We start from the raw sequence: 18231 nt of genomic DNA, 5'->3' as shown, positions 1-18231 counted from the left end.
CATCGGTAACTTTGATGGTTTGAGAAGCTGTGGAAGTGTTTCCACAAGCATCCTTAGCCGTCCATGTTCTGGTGATGCTATATTCTTGAGGGCAGTCACCATCCGTTCTTTGATCAACGAAGGTCAAAGAAGGATCGGGATCGCAAGCATCCTCTGCGGCAGGCGTACTGAATACAGGACCCGCCGGACATTCCACCGAACCATCAGGACCTACACCTGAGATAACCGGAGCTTCAGTATCACTACCCACTGAAAAAACAGCTTCGCATAGTTCAGCATCAATACAATCATCATCCACCTCGATTCCTAATTTAAGACTTCCTCCGCATTCTATGCCATCAGGTAAAGAGGCATTATCAAAATCGGATTGTGACACAACGACGTCATTAATATAGAATACTACTGTAGCATTCGGTGCTGTTCCTAAAGAATATGTGAATTGTGCTTTCCATAAAGCAAAGTCGTTGTTGATCGTTCCTTGGCTAGAACAAACTGGTAAATTTTCACTTAATGGAGCATTGCATGTAGAATTACTGTAAATAACTACATCTACAGATCCCTCATCAGTACAACCATTTCCATCCGTTACGGTGACACTGTAAGTTCCTTCTACCGATGTCATGAAGCTGGATGTAGTATTATTAGGTATACTGGCGCCCGCTGGTACTATCCAATCGTAAGTATATGGAGGGTTGTCCATATTTGTCAAAGTAGCGGTTACAGTTGCTGGTATATTTTCACAAGTAGGAGCGGAAGAGACCGAGACTTCCGGTTGAGTCGAAAACTCATCCACAATCACGGGTTGAACACTGAAACATCCACTTACAGGATCGGTACATTTAAAGTAATAGGTTCCTACTCCAACCATTGTTGGATCAGCGACTTCACTTGTCAAATCCATATCATTCCAATAAGTCAATTCATTATCACCAGTACAGGAATTTAAGATCCCTGTCAAATCAATCAATCCACCGTCACAAACACTGCTCGGACCTGTTACGACAAAATCTGGAGGAGTACCGCCTGGAACAATGACTTCTTTTATAGTAAAACATCCATTTGCGTCCGTGCACTTGATAAAATAGCTGCCAGCACTTACTGCTGATGGATCGCTAATTGGAACAGATGCATCTTCATCTTCCCAATACGAAATAGTTCCATTGCAACCTACAATAACATTTGGGTCAGTAAGGTCGGCGGTATTTGGAGAACAAACACCCGCTGGAGAAGTAGTTGTGAAAGAAGGGGCATTGACGTCAACGGTGAGTTGACAATCAGTCGTAGAAGTAAAAGTGCCTCTACCTATGACATCAATTGTAGTAACTAATTTTAAAGTGAATGGACCATTTCCAGCTTGGACTTGAACTGTTTGGGTATTATTCACACCATTAACAAATGATGCACCATTTGAAGGATTTAATGTCCAAGAATATGATGTTAAATCATCAGGTCCAGTATAAGAACCTATTTCTCCAGGACATAAAAAAGCATCTCCTGTAAAGTCACACGGAGGATCAACAAAGACTGCGTCAATTTTAAGAGAACGATCTTGATTTCCGACGCTATTATATGTCCAGCAATCAACACGCATGTGGTAAGGAGATCCAGATAATCCACTGGCAGTTGCTAGTTCGGTACCACAAATACCCCAATCCTGAAATCTGGCTAGGTGACCTCCCCATGCAAAAATAGCTTGAGAATGTGTAGGTATAAATTCAATTGTTAATTGTTGTTTTGTAGTAGTTGTGCCTCCATTCAAACAAGAAGTACTTAAATCTGCACATGCAATACTACCATCTTCAGCTCCGTACCACATATCACAAATCGTAGCTCCCCACGCCGTCATTTTTTGATCTCCATATTGGGATTCATAATCTGCGTATATCTGCTGTAAGGTGGTATTGGAAGGAGCATCACTTGCACAAGGTTCAGGAAATGAGAATTCCGAGGTCGGGCTATTTAAAGAAAAGCCGCATTCTGCGCTTACATTAACTCCATTGTCATTAATTAATGGATTGACGATTTCTGAGGAGTGACCAAAGGGAGCTGTATGCGGCTCTAGCCCTTGGTAATGAGTAAGGAAGTCTGTAGCAATGTGTCCAGACTGCAAGGCATCCCATTCAATTGTAATTCTTACAGGTTCACATAGAACTAAGTTTTTCATATGTACTCGATAGGGAACTGAATGGCCTTCAACAAAGTGAGAATTATTTACATTGAGATTGCCATTTTGAAAGTCTACAGGACTTTTAACGTTAGGTAATTTGCCATTTGAACCCTGATCTATATTCACAGCTGCTTGCTGATTTCCAACAAAATCTCCTGGATAGGTATAATTTCCACAAGAACCACAAGTAGCACTTGTACATTGACTTATTGATTTGCTAGAAAAAGCTAAGCAAATACTTATTATTAATATGATTAATGTGTAAGTTTCATTAAACTTGAAAGTAGAAGGTAAAGAATATTTCATCTGAAATTAGCTTTAGGTTTGTAGATGATTACTAGCAAGCACATAGATTTCTAGTCCCTGCTATAGGTGTATCGTTGAAAAAGACATCGGTTTGAAATTGAGCGCTTGAGCGCTAGATAGGTATAGGTTTTCTGAGTGTCATTTTATTTAGTATTAGGTTATAAGAATCTTGTTGTTAAGTTGATTCGCAACTAACATGTAACGCCTACTAAACTATGATACGGAATTTGGGAATTGGGGAGTCATAGGTTGTAGTTAGGCTATAATTACTTTAGGTGCTTAATTAAATATCACTTATTGAAGTGTAATGTACGAAGTCATTTTAATATTTTTTACACATGAAACTCAGCATACTAAATATATATTTAATACTTATGTGTAAGTTACTGTTATCAAGACTCCTACATTTTTTTTATCGGCTTATTGACAAATGTTAAAGTTTTTGTGAACTAATCTAAAGCCTAAAAAATACCGAATTAAAGACCAACAATAACCCATAACATGGTAATAAATATTGGTTTTTAAGGACAAATAAAAATATACGTCTATTCAAGCTTATTATACCAAATAAAATATTATTTAATTTAGGGCGTTTTTATTTTTTTGCTAGTCTACAATTTAAATCTCAGAGTAAATAAGAATAGTTAGGATGGAAGTGAAATTAAACATCTAAAATCCAACAGATCATTAAAAATGAAAAGAATAGCTATAAGTTTAGAATTACCAAAATCTCTGAATAGATACAATTAACCTACTAATAAATATGAAATCAACTAAAAAGGGAAATACTAATCAATACCGAACGCCAAGCTCTCGCGCTCAATAACAAATTGCAAGCTAAACACCACCCGCTTTAATACCCAAACATGTAAAAATAAAATACGATCGATCAAGACCTGTTACAGCATCTCGTAAATCCCTGCTATCCCTTGACCACCTCCTATACACGCCGTTACCATACCATATTTATGGCCCCTTCTCTTCATTTCATTGAACAATTGTGTGCTCAATTTCGCACCTGTACATCCCAGTGGATGTCCTAGTGCTATCGCTCCACCATTAACATTGACAATTTCCGGATTTAAACCCGCCTCTCTGATCACGGCCAAAGATTGTGCAGCAAATGCTTCGTTCAACTCTATCAATTCTATATCTTTTAAAGCAACGCCACCCTTCTTCAAAGCTTTTGGAATCGCTGCACATGGCCCAATACCCATATACAAAGGGTCTACGCCAGCCACTGAACAGGAAACCATTCTGGCAATCGGTTCGACACCTAACTCCTTGACCATGGCTTCGTCCATCACCAAGACAAAGGAAGCTCCATCAGAAGTTTGCGATGAGTTCCCAGCGGTAACTGAACCTTTGTTGGCAAAGACTGGACGCAAATTGCCAAGTGCCTCCACAGAAGTGTCTCGTCGAACACCTTCATCTACTTTGAAAGTATATTCTCGCTCCTTGCGCTCATCGTCATCAACATATACCTCTTTCACATGGATAGGTACAATCTCACTTTCAAAATAGCCTTGATCAATCGCATTTGCAGCCTTCATATGGGAATGATAGGAAAACTCATCCTGATCTTCTCTGGAAACTCCATACTTAGTCGCGACTGCTTCGGCTGTCAATCCCATACCTATCAAATAGTTGGGCTTTTCAACTGCTACCTTAAAAGACGGAGCCAATTTATACCCGGTCATCGGAATGGCACTCATACTCTCCGTTCCTCCAGCAATAAAACATTGACCCATACCTGATCTCACCTTGGCCACAGCCATAGCTATGGCTTCTAAACCAGATCCACAATATCTATTGATCGTAATACCCGGTACTGATTTTCCAAGTGCTCTAGCAGATATCTGACGACCGATCTGTAGCCCTTGTTCACCTTCCGGATTCGCACAGCCTACGATAACATCATCCACCCATTCAGGTTGCAATTCCGGAGTTTCTGCCATCAAATGATTGATTACATCCACTGCCAAATCATCTGAACGATAGAAACGCAAAGCGCCTTTGCCCGCTTTACCTACTGCTGATCTATATGCTTTTACTATATATGCTTCTGTCATTTTTTTTAATTTTTAGGTCAATGTTTTAATTTCTCAATGGTTTGTTCTTTTCTAACATGTGCTGTATTCGCTCCAATGTCTTTTGCTCTCCTGCCAAACTCAAAAAAGCTTCCCTTTCGATGTCCAACAAATACTGCTCAGATACCATTGAAGTTTCAGAAAGATCACCTCCACACAATACATAAGCTATTTTCTGAGCAATTTTAATATCATGTTCTGAGGCATAATTTCCAAGTTTCAAAGAGTGTGCGGCTGCATATAGCGTGGCCATTCCAGCCCTTCCCAATACTTTAATGTCTTTGCGTTGAATAGGTGCTGTATATCCATCTGCCAGATATAAGACTTTGTCTTTGGCTTCTGCTATATTTCTCTTCACGTTCATGACCACTTCGTCTCGTCCTTTAATCAAATAACCATATTGATATGCTTCCTGTGCCGATGTAGCTACTGCTGCTGTGGCAATGGTTTTGAAGTTTTCAATTAAAGTAGGCATCTGAACATCACCTTCGAAAAAGGAGTCTCCGGTTCTCAACGCAAACTCTTTAGTACCTCCTCCTCCTGGAATAAGGCCTACGCCCACTTCTACGAGCCCGATGTAAGATTCTGCAGCCACCGCCGCACCATCACAGTGCATCAAGGTTTCACATCCTCCTCCAAATACATATCCTTGAGTCGCTGCAACCACAGGTATGGAGGAATATCGACATCTCATCGTCGTATCCTGAAATAATTTAACCGCCTGATTCAATTCATCAAATTGCTGTTGGAATGCAAACATTCCAATCAACATTAAATTGGCTCCAACTGAAAAATTTTGATCATTATTTCCAATCACAATTCCTTTCCAACCATCTTCCTCAGCTATTCTAATCGATTCTTGTACCCCTCTCAATATACCTTCACCTATTGAATTCATCTTCGAAGTAAACTCTAGGCAAAGTACACCATCTCCTATATCGTGTAAGGTCATCTCGTCATTCTTGTAAACAGCAGCTTTTTCTCTGTAGTCATCAAGATAGATGAAGGACTCGGCACCAGGAAGAGGTTCATATTTTTTGGATTCAGGATTGTAGCAAGTTCTAATTCCATCCTCACTTGAATAAAAGCTGTCAAATCCGGCTTTTTTCATTTCTTTCACCCAATCTGCAATCTTCTCGCCCTGAGCCTCAGCATCTTCAATCCCTTTTTCAAGACCGATGATATCCCAGTATTCGAAAGGTCCAAGTTCCCATGCGAATCCAGCTGTCATGGCATAATCTATATTATAGATTGCATCTGTTATTTCAGGATATCTCAAAGAAGCATAACTAAACATGGATGCAAAACTCTTCCGAATAAACGCTCCTCCTTTATCGTCTGATTTATATATGGCTCTGATCCTCTTTTCTAAATCATCAATTTGCTTTGCCACTCCTAACACAGGAAGTTTTGGAGCTTCTGTTTTTTCGTATTCATGCGTTTCCAGGTTAAGACCCAAAATCACGGGTCGTCCATTATCATCCCTCTCACCTTTCTTCTTATAAAAACCTTGGCCTGTTTTATTACCTAAATATTTATTTTCAATCAAATAATCAAAGAAATCTGGTAAATCAACCTGCTGTACATCCTGATCATCCGGACAATTTTCTTTAAGACCCTTAATGACTTTATCCATCACATCCAGTCCTACCAAATCTCCTAATCGATAGGAGCCAGTTTTAGGACGGCCAATCGCTGGACCTGTCAACTTGTCAACTTCGGTAATGGTTAAACCCATTTCCTTTGTCAGCTCCATGCCCTTTGCCATCAGATAAACTCCTACACGATTGGCGATAAATGCCGGCGTATCCTTACATAAAACCGTTTGTTTGCCTAATTGACGGTCGCCATATTGCATAAAAAAGTCAACAACAGATTTCTTGGTATCTGGAGTAGGTATTATCTCAAGCAAACGCAGATAACGAGGTGGATTAAAGAAATGTGTTCCAAGAAAATGCGCCTTAAAATCATCCGAACGTCCATCCGTCATCATGTGAATTGGAATCCCTGAAGTATTCGAACTTACGAGGGATCCTTTCTTTCTGTATTGATCTACCTTCTCAAAAATTTCCTTCTTAATATCAAGTCGCTCGACAACAACCTCTATGATCCAGTCACAATCTGCTATTTTCTCAAAATCATCTTCAAAATTTCCTGTAGTAATGCGGTTGACCAATTTCTTATCATAAAATGGCGCCGGTTTTGCCTTTGTGGCTGACTTCAAGGCACTGTTGACAATCCTATTTCGTACAGCCATTACGTTCTTTTGCTCTTCTTTTATATCGAAGGGCACGATATCTAACATCAACACTTCCAGACCGATATTGGCCAAATGTGCGGCAATTCCGGTACCCATAACTCCTGATCCTAATACAGCTGCTTTCTTTATCTGATACATAAAATGATTTTTTTTGACTTTAAGTCAAATTTATAAAATTGGTTGTTCGAATCCTAATTTAGCGGGTTTAATTGTTCCAGGTCAATTTTGCCTACGAATATTCAATCAACTATTGGGTAAACAATAGAATATGTGGCAGTGTTCAGCAACTACCGTCTAAAAATAAATAAAGAAATGGAAATAAACTTAAGCTACGTCAAGAGCGTAGACCAAGCTGGTCAGCATGAAGGGCAGCATGATCCAGAACCAAGAAGGGTTGAGGAATAGAAAGGCGAAACAAATGGCTGTCGATACCAAGAAAATAATCCACAACATGCCTTTCGAAAACATTTTTTTATCTGAATCTGCCATCTGATCAATTAATTTGCTGCAAACATATAACTTTTGCAACAAATTTTAATCTCATGTCGTCTAATATTTGAAAACTATTTGTAAGTCAATAGTTGTTGCCCATTACATTCGTGTCATTCTACTTTGACATTGACCTAGAAACAGCTTAGTTTTAGTACCATTTTGAAAACTAGAATATGAATCCAGAATCCAAGAATCCTTTTAGAGACAGATTCTTAAAGAAGCAATATCAAAAATATGATGTTAGCGATCCTGTCCTGAATTTCGAGAATAACCATTTACGCAGTCCAGAAAAGCCGGTTTTTGATCCTGCCAAAATGAATTTGAATACCTATCAGGGAGAATGGGGCCCTCAACAAATCATGCATCTTTTAAGACGAACCAAATTTGGAGTTACAAAGGATGATCTCAGGTATTTCAAGAACTTAAATATGGAAGATTCTGTGAATCTCCTATTGACAGAAGCACCTGTCCCCGATCCACCTGTCAATGATTATAATAATGGTGAAGACATGATTGATCCAGATGTGCCTTGGGGTGAAACATGGATCCATGCTCCCTACACGGATACTGTTACAGGAGGTAGAGTCATGTCGCTGAAGCGGTTTTGGTTGCAGAATATACTGGATCAAGGGCACAGCATCACTGAGAAAATGTTGTTATTCTGGCACAATCATCTGGTAACGCAATGGTGGGGAGTTTTTTTTCCGCAAGCGTCCTATAAATATCTAGAACTTCTGCGAAAGCACCAAATGGGTAATTTCAAACAATTGATGAAGGAAATCACCATCGATATTTCCATGCTTTACTATTTAAATGGTGCACAAAACCATAAGGATGCACCTGATGAAAACTATGCCAGGGAGCTACAAGAATTATTCACGATTGGAAAGGGACCTAATGCTGGATATACAGAAGGCGATGTACAAATGGCAGCAAAGGTACTAACAGGATGGACAGTCACTTGGCCTGAGCGGGAGATGGCTTACATGCCATGGAGGCACGATGAGTCCGACAAACAGTTTTCCGAATTTTATGGAAATCGAGTGATTCAAGGAAGAGGAGCGCAACAGGGTCGAGAAGAATTAGATGATTTATTGGACATGATATTTGATACCGAAGAATGCGCCCTATTTCTATGTAGAAAAATTTATAGCTTCTTCGTTTATCCTGAGATAAGTGAGGACGTTGAGGCGAATGTTATCGTGCCAATGGCCGAAGTACTCAGGGACCATGACTATACTGTCAAACCAGTATTAGAAAAACTATTGACCAGCCAACATTTTTACGATGTCAATGTAAAGGGATCATTTATTAAAGATCCGGCGAATCATTTGCTTGGATTATGGAGGACATTGGGTATGAAAGCGCCCAATCATTTTAGTGAATTTGAGGAAGCTGAACTGAAATCTTCTATGATATGGTCTATGCATAATGTCGGAATGCAACTCGGTGATCCTCCCAATGTTGCAGGTTGGCAAGCTTATTATCAGCAGCCGAATTACGATAAAGGTTGGATTACTACCAATACGATCACTTCCCGCGGGATTCACACGGATTCTCTGGTTTACTGGGGCTTTTGGTCACCGGCAGAACAGATACCTGCGGATTTGATTAAGTTTATTGAAGGCCTGGATCATCCTGAAGATCCAAATTTGCTTATCGACGAAATTACAGAGCTTTTATTTGGAGTAGACATCAATGATAGGGCTAAGGCAAGACTCAAGTCCATATTGCTCTCCGGTCAAGCACAAGATTACTATTGGACGGAAGCTTGGAATACCTATCAGGGTAATCCTACAGAGACGACTCGTATGTTGGTTGAGAATCGGCTTAAATGGATGATGCAAAGGGTATTACAATATGCAGAATATCACTTAATGTAAAACTTATTCCTTTATAAATTGACATAATAATGAAAAGAAGAGATTTTTTAAAATATACAAGTGCAGGGGTTGTGGTACCAACACTTGCTGGAGGAATAGGTGCAAAAGCATTAGGATATTCACCATTGACCTCTGCATTGGCCATGACACCTCAAAATGATAATGTGATTGTCCTGATTTATCTTGCAGGTGGAAATGATGGATTAAATACGGTGGTGCCAATGGATCAATTAAGTGCGTTAAACAGCGTCCGGCCTCATGTCATACTTCCTGAGAATAGTTTATTAAAATTAAATGGGACTTCAGTGGGATTGCATCCATCGCTGACTGGTTTTAGGGACCTTTACAATGAAGAGCGATTGCAGATTGTTCAAAATGTGGGTTATCCAAATCAGGATTTTTCTCATTTCAGATCTACAGACATCTGGATGAGTGGATCGGACGAAAATGTCGTTTTACCTCACGGATTGGCAGGGAGATATTTAAATTACGAATATCCTAATTTTCCAACCGAATATCCTAATTCTGATATGCCAGATCCTCTGGCTATAGAATTAGGCTGGACGGGTAGTCTTATTTTCCAGGGGCAGTCTGCTTCTATGGGAATGGTGATCAATAGTACGGATTCATTTTACAATTTGATCCAGGAAGAAGTAGAGCCTGCTCCGGACTCCAACGCCGGAGAAAGGATTGAGTACATTAGATTGATCGCTCAGCAATCGCAGGTTTATGGTGAAGTCATCAAGAATGCAGCTGCGAAAGTTTCAGCGCAAGGTACTTATCCGGAGACTAACCTTGCACAACAGCTAAAGATTGTAGCACGCTTGATTGCCGGAGGTCTGAAGACCAAGTTATATATGGTGACTATAGATGGCTTTGATACCCATGATACACAAATCCAGTCGGGTAATAATACACAGGGTATGCATGCAGAACTTTTGAGCGAATTGTCAGGCGCAGTATCTGCCTTTATGAAGGATTGCGACGGATTAGGTGTTTCAGACCGAGTAATGGGGATGACCTTCTCAGAATTTGGTCGTCGAATCATTAGCAATGCTTCTAATGGAACGGATCATGGAGCGGCTGCTCCACAGTTTTTATTTGGAAATCATGTTGCCGGAGGAATACTAGGCGAAAATCCTGAAATTCCGTCAGATGCGAACTATGAAGACAATCTTGAAATGCAATATGATTTCAGGCAGTTGTATGCTTCTTTGTTCGAGCAGTGGTTTTGTATAGATGGTAATGACAGAGCTGGTTTCATGTTGGACGATTTTTCTACGTTGCCTGTAACATCAGGTGCTCAATGTAGTCCAAGCTCTACCCATGATATTAATAAACTGGCAGGAAAGTCATTGATTGAAGTATATCCAAACCCTTTAAGTCATGTCGGTAAAGTAAAATTTGTTTCCTCAGGCCAGCCGATTGTCATCCGGTTATTTGATGTCCAGGGAAGGTTGGTCGATGAGTTGTTACGAGGTGCATATCCGCGAGGCAAACACTCGTTCAGTTGGAATGCTTCTGGTTTATTAAGTGGACATTATTATATTAATATTAGCGGGCAGGGAGTAAGCCAAAGTAAGAAATTGGTTAAGATATAGAAGAAGGCCTGAATAAGCTTGTTGCTTAAGGTATTAGGAAGTGGAATCCATTGTCATAGAGTTTAGGGAAATTGATGACCAAAAGAATTTACCAGGCCCAGAAACAGAATACTGCCATCAGATTTGTCGCTTGATTTTACGGAAGTAGAATCCAGTTCATTAGAGATACGGATATTTTCTGGCAAATGGTATGTTCCTGTTCCGAAAACAGTTCTTCAAGACGATTTCATTGACACTTGTAGCTTCATCTCCAACAAAATAAACATTCAACCTTTAAGATTTCTGACTTCTTCTGGCAAAGTAAAATTACCAGTCTCAATCGCTAAAATCTTACGAACCACACAATTGCTCATCCCTCCACAATAAATTTTCTTAAAAATTTGACTTTAAGTCAAAAAAATGTGATATTTACCACGATAGATAGTTCAATATCCCTATCTTACAGTCATTTAAGAATATACTCAAAGTCAAAATATGGAAAGTTCAGTAGCACAAAAAAAGACCATTAAAGGTGGTGCATTCGTCATCGAAAATCAGAAAGCTGAAGACGTTTACATTCCTGAAGAGCATAATGAAGAACAAGGAATGTTTATCGATATGGCTAAGGAATTTGTCAACAAAGAATGGCTACCTGTAAAGGAAGAGATCGAAATGCAAGCCAACCAGGCTTGTGAGCGTCTGCTTGAAAAAGCAGGGGAAATGGGATTTTTGGGATCTCACATACCTGCCGACTATGAAGGCCTTGAATTAGATACCAACACCAATACTCACATACTCGATGTGTTTGGCCCCATGGGCTCTTTTAACACCACCTTTGCAGCTCACACTGGAATTGGAATGCTGCCAGTGCTTTACTACGGAACAGAAGAACAAAAAAAGAAATACTTACCAGGATTAATTTCAGGTGAGCTGAAAGCAGCCTATTGCTTAACAGAGCCATCTTCCGGTTCTGATGCGCTTTCAGCAAAGACTACTGCCCATTTATCATCAGATGGAAAACACTACACGATCAACGGCCAGAAGATGTGGATCTCCAATGCGGGATTCGCTAACTTCTTCGTTGTTTTTGCACAAGTCGATGGAGACCAATTTACAGGATTTATCGTGGAAGACAAACCTGAAGGATTGACTCTTGGCGAAGAGGAGAAAAAGCTTGGAATTAAAGGTTCATCTACAAGAATGGTCTTTTTCGAAAACATGAAAGTTCCTGCAGAAAATGTACTGGGTGAGGTCGGTAAAGGGCATTTGATCGCTTTTAATGCATTGAACATGGGTAGATTCAAGTTGGGTGCAATGGCGATGGGAGGAGCAAAGGCCGTAATTGACATGTCTACCAAATACGCTAATGAGCGCATTCAGTTCAAACAACCCATCTCAAATTTTGGCGCTATTCAATATAAATTGGCAGAAATGACCGTCAGAAACTTCGCTGTAGAAAGTTCAGTTTACAGGGTTTCTGACTTGCTGGATGATAAAATTCAGGAGTTGAAAAACGAAGGTGTTACTGCCGGAGAAGCCAAAAGGCAAGCAGCAGAAGAATATGCCATAGAATGTTCCATCATTAAAGTAGGTGGTTCTGAAAGTTCAGACTATGCTGTTGATGAAAACGTACAGATCCATGGAGGTATTGGATTTTCTGAAGAGGCCATGGCAGCCAGAGCTTACAGAGACAACAGAATAACCAGAATTTATGAGGGAACCAATGAGATCAATCGTTTATTGATTGTAGAAATGCTTCTAAAGAAAGCCTTGAAAGGACAACTTGACTTAACGGGTCCGGCATGGGAGGTTCAAAAAGAACTTAAGCAAATGCCTTCATTTGCCAGTGTGGAGGGAGAATTTGGCCACGAAGAAAAAGCAGTAGAGGGATTCAAAAAATTGATTCTGCTGGTAGCTGGTGCGGCGACTAAAAAACAGATGGATGGAGAAATTAATCTCAAGCATGAGCAACAGTTATTGACCTACGTTGCAGACATGATTATTACGACATACAATGCAGAATCATTATTGTTGCGTGTTCAGAAATTAGAAGAGAGAGGTTCAGATAAGCAAGAAGTACATAAAGCCATTCTCAAAACTTATTTTCACGATGCAAAAATGAAAATGGATCAGTTATGCATGAATGCCATTCCACAGTTGGCCGCTGGTGATTTACAAAAGATTTTTGTCATGGGAGTCAGTAGGTTTAACAAATACCCTTTGCAGAATGTCATTGAGCATCGAAAATTAATAGCGAAAGACTTGATCGAAGCTAATGGTTACAGTCTTTTTAAGTAACAGATGATTTTTTTAAATTTAGAGAAGCCCGTTATCAGCAGATGATATCGGGCTTTTTTATTTTAAAAAATATAGTTTGGAAACTCTTCCAGATTTACTCTCATCAGATATTCACAAACAATGAAAATCTCTTCATTTTCAAACAGTTCATCAAATTCCTTTCGATTAGGCTTTATCTTATAGATCGGCTCACTATTTCTGTCTACTTCTATTTCTTCCATATCTGTAATTTCCGAAATTGCATCTAAGTCACTGTTTTCATTGATAGCTCTGTAGAACACATTACCATAAGAATCCAGACTGAGAAAGGAAATAATGACCTCTCCTTTATCAATTCTTTGGTTGAGAACCAAACTACCCTTATATGGCTTCACTTCATTATAAGGACTTAATTTCCACAAAGTGTCTACAGTTGTGTATTGACCACGAATGCTGTCTTCACCTATATACTCAATAGGTATACAATCCTCAATTGCATCAATGTATACCTCATCTTCTATTAAAGTACATCCTACTCGTCTATTCATGTCCTGCACACTTTCTTCAAAAAAATTAAATTCCAGGGCCAAAATATGCTGACCATTAATCGTAATAATTGTACTATCACTTTCACACATATAAACACCTTCATAGACTTCAGGAATTGCATCCAGAGCCTCCACATCTTTAGGATAGGTGTCATCAAATACGACCGGGGATTGACAGGCTGCCATCACCATTACTAAATAAATGAAATTTTTCATATCAAATATTATTTGGCAATAAGTTAGTCAGGAACTAGAGAAATTCAGATGATTTAGGTCAATGTCAGAGCTGACATTGGTCTGAATTACTGAGGCATTTGTTTTAGTTTTTCCTTATCTAAGATTTTGATTTCACTCCCATCCACTTTAATGATTTTTTCACTTTTAAAATCACTTAATGTTCTGATGACAGTCTCTTTCGCAGCGCCTGTGAGACTGGCCAGATCTTCTCTCGAGACAGAAAACTCATCGGAATTAGATTTTTTACTTACAGAGAGCAGTGCATTAGCCAGTTTTTTACGCATAGAGCTGTAAGCAATCTCTAGCAGCTGTTGTTCAGAATGACTGGCATGAGTAGCCAACATAGATATAAATTTGGCAGCAAAATCACGGCTATTAAAAAGCAATAATCTAAAATCCTTTACTGGAATCAAGGTGACGATGGTGTCTTCTTGTGCCAATGCGTTTTCCTGATACGTTTCATTGGCAAGAATTGGAACATAACCAAAAAAATCTCCGGGACCGTATAGATTATTGATCAAATCTTTTCCTAGTTCCGAAGTTTGGTAAGTCTTGACATGTCCTTCTATGATGTGAAATAAATATTTCGGATATTGACCTTCTTCGTATATCAATGCTTTTTTGTTAAACCTTCTTTCCTCTCTGTTCTCTGAAAGCTTTTCTAAGGCCTGCTCCGCTTTGGCTTCGTTAAAAAAGGTCTTTAATCCAGCTTGGGTACTGTCAATTTTTCTTAATGACTCACTTTTCTTTAATCGCATTTCTATACATTCGAGCAATTCTGTATCGTCGAATGGCTTGGTGATATAATCATCGGCCCCTAATCCCATTCCTTTCCTGAAATCCATTTTTTCGGTTTTGGCAGTAAGAAAAAGAAACGGAACATGGAGTAAAGCGGGATTTTTATTGATGATTTTAAGAACTCCGAAACCATCTAACTCCGGCATCATCACATCACAAAGTATTAAATCAGGATTGCTGTTTTGAGCTAACCTGACACCTTCCTTTCCATTTTTGGCCTGGAGCGTTGCGTAGCCGGATAAATCCAAAATCTCTGCAACATTTTCTCTTATGTTGTCATCATCTTCTATAATCAAAACTTTCTTCATACTCAATCTTCTAATGGCCTCTACTGCAGTTGATCCAATTCACTAGGCTTAATAAAATTGACCTTATTAAAGTGACATGGATCAGCTGTCATGTTGAGACAAATCAATGATTAATCAGGCCTTTTTTCTTAATTTCAAGGTAATTAATATTTCTCAATTTAAATAGCTATGAAGAATATTCTCATCCCCGTGGATTTCTCTGAAAACAGTAAAGACGCTCTAAAGTACTGTCTCGATTTCATAGAGAACGATAAGTCTCCGGTGAATTTATATTTGGTCAATGTTATCGAACCTGCAATGGATTCTATTGAGTACCCTGCCATTGCCACTACTGCTAATCAAGAGTTGGCCAAAGTGGCTCGTAAAAATCTGGCGAACTTTGTTTCTGAACACGCTAAATATAATTTACAGCGCATTAACCTAAAAATCATAACAGCGGTGTTGATAGGCCCTGTCGCTCCTACTATTTGTAAGGAGGCAAGAGTAAAGGAAGTTGGGTTAATTATCATGGGAACCAAAGGAAAAGGTAAAACGAGAATAGATAAGATTTTCGGAACAGTTTCAGAAGAAGTTATTAAACATGCGGCCATACCTGTATTGGCTATACCTGCGGGTTGCGAATTTAAGAGCATAGATAATATCATTTATTCTTCTGCCCTTGATAAGTCCGATGCTTATCAGATCTGGTCGCTTTCTAAGTTGATCGAACCGCACACCGCCATTATTCAATGTGTGCATGTAACAAGCGGAAAAAAAGATGAAAAGGAGGCAGACCATATTTTGAATTTTTCAAGATTCATTGAGGAGACTCATCCAGGATTGAAAACGTCATTTCATAGCATCATCCATGAAAATGTGGAACAGTCGATTTCTGAATTTGCTGAGCAATACGATGCGGAGATGATTGTCATGCTTCAATCCAATAGAACGATATGGCAGCGTCTATTTGGGACCCGACACACTCAGAAAATGACCTACATGATCAATGTCCCATTAATGATTCTCAAGTAAAATTCATTTAGGGTACATCTTTAAGTGCATATTGCATCATTGATTTGACCGGCTAAGTGAAAAAGCAAGGGCTATCCCAGGGTAGAGATAGCCCACTTTTGCAGACACAAAATGCTATTGTGTCAAGAGAGAGTTAATAACCTCTACAAAAGGTGCTTACGCTTCTTGTGTTTTCTTATCGTAATCTATGGCAAGAAAAGGGAATTGATTTTGATGAAATGTGGCTACCATTTTACTGCCTGAAGAAAAAGCGGAGCGTATGAGCCGGCTGTATTTGTTACTCATGATCAATAAGTCTGGTTTCTCTTCTTCCATGAAACGAGTAATTCCTTCTTCCACTGAAATACCGTGGTAAAAATGTTTTTTGGTTGAGTAAGGTCGAGCCAGTTTGGCGAACCCTTCGAACTGTTCCTTGACCACCAAGGTGGGCTGATTAAAAAAGCTGTAGGTGTCTACCATAAGTAAATGGATCATCGCATCCTTGGGAAGTTTAAAGAAGTTTAAGAAATACCGGAATACTTCTTTGTCCATTTCATTATATGAAGAGGCAAAGACTACATCTTTAATGGTTTTATTAAGTTTAATGTCTTTGATGATTAATACCGAACAGGAAATATTTTCGATGACCTTTTCAGCATGACTTCCAAAGACCTGTTCTTTCAAGTCAGAAATACCATTGGAGCCCATCACAATGAGGTCTATCCCCTCTGCTTTGATTAAGTCATTGACAGCTTTTTTAAATTTTCCGGTGCCTACCTGAATGGTGTAATCTACATCATATGCAACAGCATAAATTTTACATCTATCCGTCAGGTTTGTTTCATTCATCGTCAGTTTCGAATCGGTAATGGTGAGCTTTTCTTCTTTATCCAGAAAATGATAGATCACCAATTCAGCCTGGTGTTGTTCAGCAAGCATAAATGCCGATTCTAATATGCTGTTAATTCTGGAGTCGATGTCGATAAGCGCCGCAATTTTCTTCATTTTTTTTCTTATAAAGATGAGATGTAGCTTTTGATTATTCTATGAGTGAAATCATCACCGCCGATGATTTAGATCAGTCCATATCCTCCCTGTTCCCTTTAATTTTATCATATAAAGAAGAGACCATGTTAATGACGACCAATTTACAAGCAAAGGATCTGATGAAAACCAAAGTCCTGACACTCCATCCAAAGGATCGAATGGAGCGGGTCAAACAAATTTTTGATCAGTACAATATAAGACACCTTCCGATTCTTGTTGCTGACAGAATAGTGGGAATCATCAGTAAATCTGATTTTTTGAAAGTAGAGGGAATTTCCAGAGATAGCTTTGATGCCTTTCTCACTGAAAAAATAATGAAATTGCATCATGTTGAGCAATACATGACTTCTCAGATTATTTGCTGTGATGGTGAGACTCCTCTCAGCAAAATACTCGATTTGTTTCTCTGCAACGAGATTCATTCTCTACTTGTAGTTGAAAAGGGGAAACTTTTAGGAATTATAACCCCACAAGATATTCTACGGGTACTTCGTCAAGAAATGGGTGATGAATAAGGTTTTAGATCCCAAATCTCAATTCTTAGACGGACCCAACAGCAGGGGTAAAGAATTGACTTTTTCTTTGAAGGTCATGTTGCAATTGTTGAAAGGATTTAGAAAGCTACATTTCGTAGGTCCTTGCATTACATTTTTTGGCTCTGCAAGAACTCCGAAAGACCATATCTATTACCAGAAGACGTCAGAGTTGTCCAGAGAATTATCCAAATTAGGATTTACGATCATGACTGGCGGTGGTCCTGGTATTATGGAAGCTGCAAATAGGGGAGCTTTTGAAAGGGGTGGAAAATCTGTCGGTTGCGCCATCAGGCTTCCAAGAGAGCAAGATGTAAATCAATATATGCACAAGTGGATTGTCTTTGATTTCTTCTTCGTTCGTAAAGTTTTACTCCTTAAATACAGTTACGCATTTGTCGTGATGCCTGGAGGTTTTGGAACATTGGATGAATTGTTTGAAACCATCACACTGATTCAGACCGCAATACTACACCATTTTCCGGTAGTCGTCATGGGGTCTGAATACTACTCAGACATTCAGTCTATGATACTGAAGATGGAGAGAGAACAGACCATTTCTCCGGAAGATAAGCAACTGGTTTTATTTACCGATAGCACTGATGAAGCAGTCAATCATATTAAAGTGTATATCGCTGAGAACTATAAGGTTAAGTACAAGAGGAAGGCCTTCTGGTTGTTAGGCGAAAAAAGATTACAAACCAATCAAAATTAA

12 protein-coding genes are annotated in these 18231 nt (G+C 39.2%); 6 read left to right on the top strand and 6 right to left on the bottom strand.

All coding sequences use genetic code 11. From position 1 onward, the window contains the following. The 3 genes from L2567_RS04165 to L2567_RS04155 form a co-directional block, all read right to left on the bottom strand. A partial coding sequence (locus L2567_RS04165) for an HYR-like domain-containing protein (RefSeq protein ID WP_454824038.1) occupies positions 1-2473 on the bottom strand: 2473 nt, incomplete at its 3' end. A gap of 899 nt (positions 2474-3372) precedes the next feature. Further along, positions 3373-4545: a thiolase family protein gene (locus L2567_RS04160; RefSeq protein ID WP_235296439.1), complete on the bottom strand. Its 1173-nt coding sequence runs from the start codon at positions 4543-4545 to the stop codon at positions 3373-3375. A gap of 25 nt (positions 4546-4570) precedes the next feature. Continuing rightward, entirely contained in the window at positions 4571-6961 is a 2391-nt protein-coding gene (locus L2567_RS04155; protein ID WP_235296438.1) for a 3-hydroxyacyl-CoA dehydrogenase/enoyl-CoA hydratase family protein, read from the bottom strand. Positions 6962-7488: 527 nt separating this feature from the next. Here L2567_RS04155 and L2567_RS04150 point away from each other — a divergent pair. From L2567_RS04150 to L2567_RS04140, 3 genes are all read left to right on the top strand, one after another. Then, a complete protein-coding gene (locus tag L2567_RS04150) occupies positions 7489-9198 on the top strand; it encodes a DUF1800 domain-containing protein (protein ID WP_235296437.1) in 1710 nt (569 codons plus the stop codon). 29 nt (positions 9199-9227) lie between these two features. After that, a complete protein-coding gene (locus tag L2567_RS04145; RefSeq protein WP_235296436.1) occupies positions 9228-10799 on the top strand; it encodes a DUF1501 domain-containing protein in 1572 nt (523 codons plus the stop codon). A 474-nt stretch (positions 10800-11273) separates the two neighbouring features. Further along, positions 11274-13076 carry an acyl-CoA dehydrogenase family protein gene (locus L2567_RS04140; RefSeq protein WP_235296435.1) on the top strand — a complete coding sequence of 601 codons (1803 nt, stop codon included), beginning with the start codon at positions 11274-11276 and terminating at the stop codon, positions 13074-13076. A 62-nt stretch (positions 13077-13138) separates the two neighbouring features. Here L2567_RS04140 and L2567_RS04135 read toward each other — a convergent pair whose 3' ends face one another. Together L2567_RS04135 and L2567_RS04130 are read right to left on the bottom strand one after the other, a co-directional pair. Beyond that, positions 13139-13819 carry a hypothetical protein gene (locus L2567_RS04135; protein ID WP_235296434.1) on the bottom strand — a complete coding sequence of 227 codons (681 nt, stop codon included), beginning with the start codon at positions 13817-13819 and terminating at the stop codon, positions 13139-13141. 86 nt (positions 13820-13905) lie between these two features. Then, a complete protein-coding gene (locus L2567_RS04130) occupies positions 13906-14946 on the bottom strand; it encodes a response regulator (RefSeq protein ID WP_235296433.1) in 1041 nt (346 codons plus the stop codon). A gap of 168 nt (positions 14947-15114) precedes the next feature. Between L2567_RS04130 and L2567_RS04125 the strand changes: the two genes are divergently transcribed. After that, a complete protein-coding gene (locus L2567_RS04125; RefSeq protein WP_235296432.1) occupies positions 15115-15957 on the top strand; it encodes a universal stress protein in 843 nt (280 codons plus the stop codon). 156 nt (positions 15958-16113) lie between these two features. Here L2567_RS04125 and L2567_RS04120 read toward each other — a convergent pair whose 3' ends face one another. Beyond that, entirely contained in the window at positions 16114-16941 is an 828-nt protein-coding gene (locus tag L2567_RS04120) for a universal stress protein (protein ID WP_235296431.1), read from the bottom strand. Between the two features lie 41 nt (positions 16942-16982). On the opposite strand from L2567_RS04120, the gene L2567_RS04115 reads away from it, so the two are divergent. Both L2567_RS04115 and L2567_RS04110 read left to right on the top strand, forming a co-directional pair. Then, positions 16983-17498, top strand: coding sequence for a CBS domain-containing protein (locus tag L2567_RS04115; RefSeq protein WP_235296430.1), 516 nt, complete (start codon positions 16983-16985; stop codon positions 17496-17498). Further along, positions 17491-18231, top strand: a complete 741-nt coding sequence (locus L2567_RS04110; protein WP_235296429.1) for an LOG family protein — start codon at positions 17491-17493, stop codon at positions 18229-18231. Before L2567_RS04115 ends, L2567_RS04110 begins: the two co-directional genes overlap by 8 nt.

Origin of the sequence: Portibacter marinus (genome assembly GCF_021533195.1) — a bacterium.
Classification (GTDB): domain Bacteria; phylum Bacteroidota; class Bacteroidia; order Chitinophagales; family Saprospiraceae; genus Portibacter; species Portibacter marinus.
The sequence above is the reverse complement of the archived record's forward strand: the minus strand, read 5'-3'. Positions and strand labels throughout refer to the sequence as shown.